The sequence below is a fragment of the Streptomyces sp. NPDC058371 genome (assembly GCF_042723265.1).
Taxonomy (GTDB): Bacteria; Actinomycetota; Actinomycetes; order Streptomycetales; family Streptomycetaceae; genus Streptomyces.
Genome location: NZ_JBHXJC010000003.1, coordinates 336,959 through 346,031 on the forward strand (window position 1 = coordinate 336,959; position 9,073 = coordinate 346,031).

Here is a 9,073-nt window from a genome sequence, read left to right on the forward strand (position 1 = left end):
TCTCAGTCGTCCGCGGCGTCGCCGAAGTCGGGGCGGACGTCGCGGGCGGCCAGGATGTCGTCGTTGGAGGTGCCGGCAGGGACCATCGGCCACACCATCGCGTCCTCGTGGACGATGAAGTCCACCACGACAGGGCGGTCGTTGACCGAGTTGGCCTTGTCGATGACCGCGTCCAGCTCGCCGGGGCTCTCGCAGCGCAGGCCCACACAGCCCATCGCCTCGGAGAGCAGGACGAAGTCCGGGACACGGGTGCCGCGGTTGGTGGCGGAGCCGAGGCCCCGCGTCGAACCGGTCTCGGCGTTGGTCGCGCCGTCGTGCAGCACGGTGTTGGAGAAGCGGGCGCCGTAGAACAGGTTCTGCCACTGGCGGACCATGCCCAGGGCGCCGTTGTTGATGACAGCGACCTTGATCGGGATGTTGTTCAGGGCGCAGGTGGTGAGCTCCTGATTGGTCATCTGGAAGCAGCCGTCGCCGTCGATCGCCCACACCGTGCGGTCGGGGCGGCCGGCCCTGGCGCCCATCGCGGCCGGCACCGCGTAGCCCATCGTCCCGGCGCCGCCGGAGTTGAACCAGGTGCCGGGCTCCTCGTGCGGCAGGAACTGCGCCGCCCACATCTGGTGCTGGCCGACGCCCGAGGCGAACAGCGTTCCCTGCGGGGCGAGTTGGCCGATGCGCTCGATGACCAGCTGCGGGGAGAGAGAGCCGTCGGCGGGCAGGTCGTAGCCGCGGGGGTACGTGGTGCGCCAGCGGTCGAGGTCGCGCCACCAGGCGGTGTAGTCGCCCCGGCGGCCCTCCTCGTGCTCGGCGCGCACCGCGGCGGCCAGCGCGGTGAGGACCTCGCGGGCGTCCCCGACGATCGGTACGTCGACGGGGCGGTTCTTGCCGATCTCGGCCGGGTCGATGTCGGCGTGGACGATCTTGGCGTACGGCGCGAAGCTGTCCAGCCTGCCGGTGACGCGGTCGTCGAAGCGGGCGCCGAGGGCGACGATCAGGTCGGCCTTCTGCAGCGCGGCGACCGCGGAGACGTCACCGTGCATGCCCGGCATCCCCACGTGCTGCGGGTGACTGCCCGGGAACGCGCCGAGTGCCATCAGGGTGGTGACGACCGGAGCGCCGGTCAGCTCGGCGAGGGTCCGCAGTTCGGCGGTGGCCCTGGCCTTGAGGACGCCGCCGCCGACGTACAGGACGGGGCGTTCGGCCTCGTTCAGGAGCCGGGCCGCCTCTCGGGTCCGGCGGGGGTGCGGCCGGGTCACCGGGCGGTAGCCGGGCAGGTCCGCGCGGGGCGGCCAGCTGAAGGTGGTCCGGGCCTGGAGGGCGTCCTTGGTGATGTCGACCAGGACCGGGCCGGGGCGGCCGGTGGAGGCGATGTGGAAAGCCTCCGCGATCGTCCTCGGGATGTCCTCCGCCCTTGTGACCAGGAAGTTGTGCTTGGTGATCGGCATCGTGATGCCGACGATGTCCGCCTCCTGGAAGGCGTCCGTGCCGATCGACTTGGAGGGCACCTGGCCGGTGATCGCCACCAGCGGCACGGAGTCCATGTGCGCGTCGGCGATCGGCGTGACCAGGTTGGTGGCGCCGGGGCCGGACGTCGCGATGCAGACGCCGACCTTCCCGGTGGCCTGCGCGTAGCCGGTGGCCGCGTGACCCGCGCCCTGCTCGTGCCGGACGAGCACGTGACGTACCCGCTCGGAGTCCATCAGCGGGTCGTACGCCGGCAGGATGCACCCGCCGGGAATGCCGAACACGGTGTCCGCGCCGACCTCTTCGAGTGAGCGGACGAGGGACTGGGCACCGGTGACGGGCTCGGCGGGGGCGGCGGGGCGCTCGGTGGTGCGGTCCCGCACCTGCGGGAGGCGGGCCGCGGGGGCCTGCTGCACAGCGTTTGACATCGTCAGTTCCAAAGGTCCGTAGGGGTGGTGGTGGAAACGTCCTCGTGATCGGTGGCCGCGCAGCGGCGGCCGAGTGGTGCGTGCGCACGGCCGGGCGACCACCGAGGAGGCGCACCCGGCCGGCCCGGGCCGGGATCAGGGCGGTGTCCTCTCTGTCTGCAGGGCCTCGAACGTGTGCCCTGCGAGGTCCCGGTCGGAGAGCCAGGACGCGTGCGGTACGGCGTCCCGGCCGAGGAGCCGGGGGGTGTGCCCCACGACGTCCGGCCCGGAGAGCCGGCTGACGGTGGGAACGGTGACGTCCAGTTCGCCGCGCACCGCCACCGCCGCCGCGTAGCCCCGGTCCACCGGAACGTCCAGCAGGGTCCAGCCGGACGGCGGATACGGACCCTGCGGGCGCCCCGAGCCGACGTAGTCGAGCGCGGGGTCGCGGCCCAGACCCGTGCCGAGGCCCTTGAGGTAGGCCTCCTTGCGGGTCCACAGCCTGGCCAGCGCGCGCGGACGCAACTCCGGTGCCAGCGCGGCCAGTTCGGCCTGTTCGTCCACGTGCAGCATCGAGGCCAGTTCGGCGGTGGCCGGCTGGTCCGACACCAGGTCGACGTCGACTCCGATGGGAGCCATCGCCGTACCGACGAGCGCCAGGTCGCCCCGGTGGGACAGCGAGAAGAACAGCTCGCGGCCCGCGCCGAGGACGGTCGGGCGGCCGTGCGGTCCGCCGCAGCAGGGACAGGTGTCCCGGCCGAAGTTGATCTCCTCGGGGCGCAGACTCAGGTACGTCCCGAGCAGACGTCGCAGTGCGACATGCGCGGCCGTGAACCGGGTTCGGTCGGCCGCGTGCATGAGGGCGGCGGCGCGCTGACGCTCGGTCGCGTCGAGCACCGCCTCGTCCAGGATGCCGGCGGGGACATCCGAGACCCTCAGGAGCCAGAGGTCCAGTGAGCCAGGGGGTGGCAGCTCACGAACGACCCACGGCAGGGTTTCTTCCACGGGGTCTCTCCTGTTCGTACTCAGGTGACCGGCACGCCGGGCCTCATGAGGCGCGAGGCTCGGCGGGCAGATCGCGTCCGCCCGACGGGTCGGGTGCGGCAGGCAGGTCGCGCCTGCCGCGCATCGGCCCGATCAGGAGAATCAGGGGGGTGACCGCGAGTCCGGCGGTGAGCAGCCACAGCGTCGGCCGCAGGCCGAGTGCCGTGCCGAGCGCGCCGCCGAGCAGCGAACCAAAGGGAATGGCACCGAAGTTGGCGACCGAGACGCTGGCGGTGACGCGGCCGAGCAGCTGCGGCGGGCAGTACCGCTGACGGAACGCGCCCTGGATCACGTTGGCGAGCACCACGCCCAGTGCGAGGAGCGCGCTGCCGGCCGCCAGCGACGCCAGCATCCAGCCCTGCCCGGCCAACGGGATGAGCAGTCCGAAGGGAGCGGTCGCCATGGTCGCGAGCAGCAGTCCGTGCGCGGTTCCGTACCGGTCGGCCAGCCGTTTCGCGCAGGTGGCGCCGAGCAGGCCGCCGACGCTGCTGGAGGCCAGCAGCCAGCCGACCGCGCCCTCCGTCACCATCAGCTGCCGGATCATGAAGACCGGCAGGATGGCCTGATAGGCCGTCAGGAGCAGGTTGGTGACGGTTCCGTAACCCGTCAGCACCCGCAGGTAGGGGTCCTTCAGCGTGTACTGGAGGCCCTCCCTGATGTCCTGGCGGAGCGGGGTGCGCTCCTCCGGCTTCTCGGGGCGGGGTTCCTCGGCACGGATGCCGGACAGACACAGTGCCGAGAAGAGGAACGTCAGCGCGTTGACCAGCAGTCCGGAGGCGGCACCGAACGCACCGGCGAGGAGACCCCCGCCGCCCAGGCCCGCGACCTGTGCCACCGACTCGCTGCCCTGCAGCTTGGCGTTGGCCTCCTGGAGGTGCTCGCGCTCCACGATGGACGGCACGTAGACCTTGTAGGAGATGCCGAAGAACACCGCCGCCAGGCCGTTGAGCAGCGCCACCGTCAGCATCTGGGTCATGGTGAGGACGCCGAGCCAGGCGGCGACCGGGACGCTGGCGAGCAGCAGCAGCGAGCCGATGTTGCAGGCCAGCATGAGCGGTCGGCGGCGCATGCGGTCCACCCAGGCGCCGGCCGGCAGCCCGATCAGCAGCCAGGGGATCCAGGGCGCGGCGGCCAGCACACTCACGGCGAAGGTGCCGGCGTCCAGCGTGACCAGCGCGACCAGGGGCATGGCGACCGTGGTGATGTTGATGCCGACGCGGTTGGTGGTCTCGCCGAGCCACAGCAGCCGGAAGTCGCGCTGGTGCAGCAGGCCGCCGCGTTTCGGTTTCTCCCGGGCGTCCGGGGGTTTGTGGACGGTCGGTGCCGTCATGCGCGTACCGCCTTGTCGACGGCTTCGGTGAGAAGCGACTCGGCGCCCGACCAGCGGTTGCGGCGGGCGGTCAACTCAGCACGGAATACGTCGAGTTGAGTCTGCAGGGGTGGCAGCCCGTCGGTGCCGGGGCCGCCGCCGTGGGCGCAGGACGCGGCGACCCGGTCCGGGGCGAGGTCGCCCGCGAGGCCGGCCGTGGCCGCGAGGGGGCGGCCGGTGTCCAGGGCGGCCAGCACGGTCTCGCCGACCCGGTGGTGCGCAGCCCGGAACGGCACGCCGTCCAGGACCAGGCGCTCCGCCAGATAGGTCGCCGAGGTGAAGCCGTCCACGGCCCGCTCGGTCATCCGCTCCCGCTCCGGTTCGGTGCCCGCCACCACCAGGCGCAGCAGCGTGACCGCGTCCGTCGTGCCGCTCAGTCCCGGCCACAGATGACGTACGGCCTCGGTGCCCACGGCGATGGCGTTGGTGTAGCCGCCGGTGGTCATCGCGGACGCCGCGCTCATGAAGGCGCCCAGGCTCGCGGTGGACCTGCCCTGGATGTGCTCCAGCAGGAACGGGTTGCGCTTCTGCGGCATCATCGAGCTGGAGCCCACGAGGGTGTCGCCGACGCGCAGCAGACCGAACTCCTCCGACGTCCAGGTGCTCAGGTCGCGGGCGACCCGGGCCAGGGCGACACCGAGGACGGCCGACGCGGACAGCAGGTGCAGCACGAAGTCCCGGGAGGCCACGGCGTCCACCGAGTTGGGGGCGGCCGTGGTGAAGCCGAGGAGTTCCGCGGTGCGGGCCGGGTCGATGGGCACGGAGGTGCCGCCGATCGCGCCCGCGCCGAGTGGGTTGACGTCGATCTGCCGCCCCGCGTCAAGGAGTTGGCCGTACGCGCGCAGCACCGCGCCGGCGGCACCCGCCAGATAGTGCCCGTAGGTGATCGGCACGGCGGGCTGCCCGTGGGTGTACGCGGGCATCGTGACGTCCGCGTACTCCTCGGCCTTCGCCAGCAGCACGCCCGCGAGGGTGTCCACGGCGTCGAGCAGCGCCAGGTAGGGGGTGCGGACCTTCAGCCGGGTGGTGGTGGCGTTGAGGTCGTTGCGGGAACGTCCGGTGTGCAGGATGCCGCCGGTCTCGTCGCCCAACCGCTCGATGAGATGGCCCTCGTACGCCAGATACACCCCGCGCGGCATCGGCCTGTCGCGCACCGGAGCGAAGTCCAGTCCGCGCAACTCGTCTATGGCCGCGAGCAGTTGACCGGCCCGGCCGGCGTCCACGATCCCGTGTTCCACCAGCATCACCAGATGTGCGCGGTCCACCTCGCTGATGCACCGCAGCTCGCCGCCGAGCCCGTCCGCCGCACCGTCCGGCAGGTACTGGTCGTAGACGATGCGATGCGCCTCGGTGTCGAGGGCGGCCTTGAGCCGACCGGTGTCGACGCCCCGTACGGGTGCGGTGGTCATGCGAGGGCCTCCGTCGCGGTCAGCTGGGTGGCGGAGACCGCCCCGGCGAGCAGGGCGGCACCCCGGTCGGCGGCCTCGGTGGCCGCGGCCGGACGGTCCGCGACGGCGATGACATGGCCGATACGGCCCCGGAAGTCCTCGGCGGGCCCCACGGGTTCGCCCGGCAGGCGGTACAGGACGGCGTCCACCACACCCGGCACCGCGTGGGCCCGGGTCACGACCCGGTCCAGCGTCTCGGCGGGGGCGAGGATGCCGTCGTGGCCGGTGGTCAGGAAGCGGATCGAGGCACGGGCGTAGACCCCGCGCTCCAGCTCGGGCGTCTCGCCGAGCGCGGACCGCACCTGGGCGAGGACCAGATCGATACCGCAGGCCCTGCGCACCAGTTCGGGGATCATGCCGCCGGCCAGCCGCGGATTGACCTCGATGACCTTGGCACCCGACTCCTCCAGACGCAGCTCCACATGGGCGGCGCCCCAGCCGAGCCCGAGCGCCCGCACGGCGCCCACGGCGGTCTCCCGCAGCGCGCGTTCCCGCTCGGCGGGCAGCGCGGCCGGCACGTCGTGGCCGACCTCCACGAACACGGGGAGCGGGCCGACGTGCTTGGCGACCGTCGCCACCGCCTCCGTGCCGAACACCTCGACGGAGAACTCCGGTCCGCTCAGGTACTCCTCGACCAGGATCCGGCGCGGCGCGGCGACGCCCCGCTCGTTGACCGTGGCGGCCAGCAGCGTCCGGGCGTGCTCGGCCACCTCGTCGAGGTCCGAGCACAGCCGCACGCCGAGGCTCCCGGAGCCCTGCACCGGCTTCACCACCACCGGCACCCCGAACCCCTGCGCGGCGATCACGGCGCCGGCGACCTCGTCGACGACCGCGAAGTCCGGTACGCCTACGCCCGCCCGGGCCAGCCGCCGCCGCTGCTCCGCCTTGTCACGACAGGCCCGTACGGCGTCCGCGTCCGGCCCCGGCAGACCCAGCCGCCCGGCCAGCGCGGCCGCGGTGGGTACGTAGTACTCGGAGCTGGTGAGCACGCCCGCGACCGGTGCCTGCCGGGCCAGTGCGGAGACCTCCGTCCTCAGCGCGGCCTCGTCGGCGGTGTCGACGGTGACGGTCCGCAGCCCGTCCTCGGCGGCGTACGGATAGCGGTCCGGGTCCGCGCACAGCAGGACCGGCTCCACTCCGCGCTGGGCCGCGCGTCGCGCGAACAGCCGCCCCGTACCCGTGGTGTTGCTCTCGATCAGAAGCAGCAGTCGCCCGCTCATGAGCCGGCCTCCGGTGGCACCGTGTGCCGCTTCGCCGGGATCCCGCGCCGCCCGCTCATGAGTCGACCTCCGGCATCACCACGTCGTCGAAACCGCGGCGGGCCCACAGCAGCCGTGACCAGGCGGCGGTCGCGTCCAGCGGGTGTTCGACGGTGACCGGGCCGCTCGGGGCGGGCGCCGGGACGATGCCCTGGGCGGTCAGCCAGGAGTCGTTGTAGACCGTGGACTGGTAGCGGTAGCCCTCGTCGGGCAGCACCATCAGCACGGTGCTCTGCGGGTTCTGCTGCGCCCACCAGGACGCGACCTGGAACGAGGCCCCGCTCGTCGGCCCCATGAACAGGCCGTGCGCGCGGTAGAGCTCGTGTGTCGCGTGGAACGCCTCGGCGGCCGTCACCCAGTGGACCTCGTCGTACGCCGCGTGCCTGACGTTGCCCGGGTGGATGCTGCTGCCCAGTCCGCGCAGGGTGCGCGGCCCGTCCGGGGTGCCGAAGATGATGCTGCCGTGGGTGTCCACGCCGACCAGGTGCAGGGCCGGGTTGCCGGGCCGCAGCGACGCGGCGAGGCCGCCGGTGGAACCGCCCGAACCCACCGGGCCCACCAGGCAGTCGACGGCGCCGACGGTGTCACCGACCAGATCGGCGACGATGCCGTACGCGCCCGGGTTGTCGGGGTTGTCGTACTGGCCGGGGACGAAGCTGTCCGGCTGGAGGCGGCGCAGCTCCTCCACCCGGGCCAGCCGGGCGCCCTGGATGCCGCCGGGCTGGCCGGTGTGCTCGACGATCTCCACCGTCGTGCCGAGCATTTCGAGGCGGGTGCGCAGATCCCGGTCGATGGCGGAGTCGCCGACGATGGTCAGCGGATAGCCGCGCAGCCGGCACACCATGGCCAGTCCCAGCGCGAACGTTCCGGAGGAGGTCTCGATGACCGGGGTGCCGGGGGAGAGCAGCCCGGCGGCCTCGGCACGGTCGATGATGTGGCGGGCGGGCAGCAGCTTCATCAGGCTGAAGGCCGCCGCGTAGAGGTTGTCGCTCACCTTGATGATCCGTGGCAGCTCGGTGGCCTCCACGATCGAGGAGTGAGCCTTCGGCAGAGTCGTCGTCATGTCAGTCACCCGTTGTGTAGTTCCACTGCTCGTCGATACCGATGTCGTGCAGGAGGCGCTGCGCCAGCCCGGTGCGGTGCTCCACGTCCGGGTCGTCCCGGTCGAAGAGAAGGCCGGCGATGTCTCCGCTGTGCGCTGCCTGCACACCCAGCGCGCCGGAGTCCCGGGCGATGGCCCGGATCCGGTCGAGCCCGGGTATCGGCAGATGACGCTGGTTGATGTCCGTGCTCGCCGTGGCGACCGAGGCCAGCAGGGCGACGTCCTTCATCTGGATGGCCTCCCGGAGCATGGCCCGCAGCCGGGTGAAGAGGCCGATCTCCTCCTGGTCGTAACTGGCCGGCGTGAACGCGAGGGTGTCCACGCCCCGTCCGCCGCCCTCCGGCCGGGAGCCGAAGCCCAGCACCCGCAGCGAGGGCATCGGATAGCCGAAGTCCTCGATCACCGTGCCCTCGCGCTGCGCGAACAGCACGGTGGACTCCTCGAACATCAGGGAGTCGGAGGCGGTCTCCGCACGCACCGCGAGCCGGGCCACCTCCTGCGGCGGCAGCGGACTGGCGAACGCGTCCTTCACGGCCCAGATCGCGGCCAGCACGTCACTCGTCGACGAGCCGAAACCCCGGCACAGCGGTACGTTCCCGGACAGTTCGAGATGGCCGCCCACCGGCCCGGCGTCCGGTGGGGTCACGGCCCGGACGGCGAGCTGCGCCGCGCGTCTGGCCTTGCCCTTCCAGGCGGGCGAGACGGTGATCTCCGGACCGGGGGCGGGAGTGAAGGCGGCCTGGGTCGTGTGGATGGTGCAGGGAAGCGTGACGAGGCCCCGGGTGAGCTCTCCGCCACGGGTGAAGACACCTTGCAGAATCTCGCCGTGATGGACGGGGGCCGAAGCAACCCCGACACGCCAGTCGGAATGATCCACCATGTCCTTGACCTTCTGTTGCCGGTGACGCCGTGACCTGCGGACCACTTCACGCTATGCAGGCCGGAACCCGCCGCCCGGCGGCAAGAGCGGCAGCCTGCGGGCA

Annotated in this window: 7 protein-coding genes; all 7 read right to left on the reverse strand. The window is 72.4% G+C overall.

Going from position 1 to position 9,073, the window contains the following annotated elements; genetic code table 11:
- Positions 1 to 2: 2 nt before the first annotated feature.
- The 7 genes from ACFWM2_RS13115 to ACFWM2_RS13145 all read right to left on the reverse strand — a co-directional run bounded on the left by ACFWM2_RS13115 (position 3) and on the right by ACFWM2_RS13145 (position 8,970).
- Positions 3 to 1,889: an acetolactate synthase large subunit gene (locus ACFWM2_RS13115; RefSeq protein WP_383277407.1), complete on the reverse strand. Its 1,887-nt coding sequence runs from the start codon at positions 1,887 to 1,889 to the stop codon at positions 3 to 5.
- Positions 1,890 to 2,024: 135 nt separating this feature from the next.
- Positions 2,025 to 2,873: a 4'-phosphopantetheinyl transferase family protein gene (locus ACFWM2_RS13120; protein WP_383277410.1), complete on the reverse strand. Its 849-nt coding sequence runs from the start codon at positions 2,871 to 2,873 to the stop codon at positions 2,025 to 2,027.
- Positions 2,874 to 2,916: 43 nt separating this feature from the next.
- Positions 2,917 to 4,242 (reverse strand): MFS transporter, encoded by a 1,326-nt coding sequence (locus ACFWM2_RS13125; protein ID WP_383277413.1) that lies wholly within the window; start codon positions 4,240 to 4,242, stop codon positions 2,917 to 2,919.
- Entirely contained in the window at positions 4,239 to 5,690 is a 1,452-nt protein-coding gene (gene argH / locus ACFWM2_RS13130) for an argininosuccinate lyase (RefSeq protein WP_383277416.1), read from the reverse strand. The genes ACFWM2_RS13125 and argH overlap by 4 nt, the downstream gene beginning before the upstream one ends.
- Positions 5,687 to 6,949, reverse strand: coding sequence for an ATP-grasp domain-containing protein (locus tag ACFWM2_RS13135; protein WP_383277419.1), 1,263 nt, complete (start codon positions 6,947 to 6,949; stop codon positions 5,687 to 5,689). The genes argH and ACFWM2_RS13135 overlap by 4 nt, the downstream gene beginning before the upstream one ends.
- A gap of 55 nt (positions 6,950 to 7,004) precedes the next feature.
- Positions 7,005 to 8,051: a PLP-dependent cysteine synthase family protein gene (locus tag ACFWM2_RS13140; protein ID WP_383277422.1), complete on the reverse strand. Its 1,047-nt coding sequence runs from the start codon at positions 8,049 to 8,051 to the stop codon at positions 7,005 to 7,007.
- 1 nt (position 8,052) lies between these two features.
- Entirely contained in the window at positions 8,053 to 8,970 is a 918-nt protein-coding gene (locus ACFWM2_RS13145; RefSeq protein ID WP_383277425.1) for a kinase, read from the reverse strand.
- Between the last annotated feature and the right edge of the window lie 103 nt (positions 8,971 to 9,073).

Bases quoted from the DNA above. Each gene is read 5' to 3' on its own strand.
- ACFWM2_RS13115 (WP_383277407.1), bottom strand. From the start codon at position 1,889: ATGTCAAACGCTGTGCAGCAGGCCCCCGCGGCCCGCCTCCCGCAGGTG.
- ACFWM2_RS13125 (WP_383277413.1), bottom strand. From the start codon at position 4,242: ATGACGGCACCGACCGTCCACAAACCCCCGGACGCCCGGGAGAAACCG.
- argH (WP_383277416.1), bottom strand. From the start codon at position 5,690: ATGACCACCGCACCCGTACGGGGCGTCGACACCGGTCGGCTCAAGGCC.
- ACFWM2_RS13135 (WP_383277419.1), bottom strand. From the start codon at position 6,949: ATGAGCGGGCGACTGCTGCTTCTGATCGAGAGCAACACCACGGGTACG.
- ACFWM2_RS13140 (WP_383277422.1), bottom strand. From the start codon at position 8,051: ATGACGACGACTCTGCCGAAGGCTCACTCCTCGATCGTGGAGGCCACC.
- ACFWM2_RS13145 (WP_383277425.1), bottom strand. From the start codon at position 8,970: ATGGTGGATCATTCCGACTGGCGTGTCGGGGTTGCTTCGGCCCCCGTC.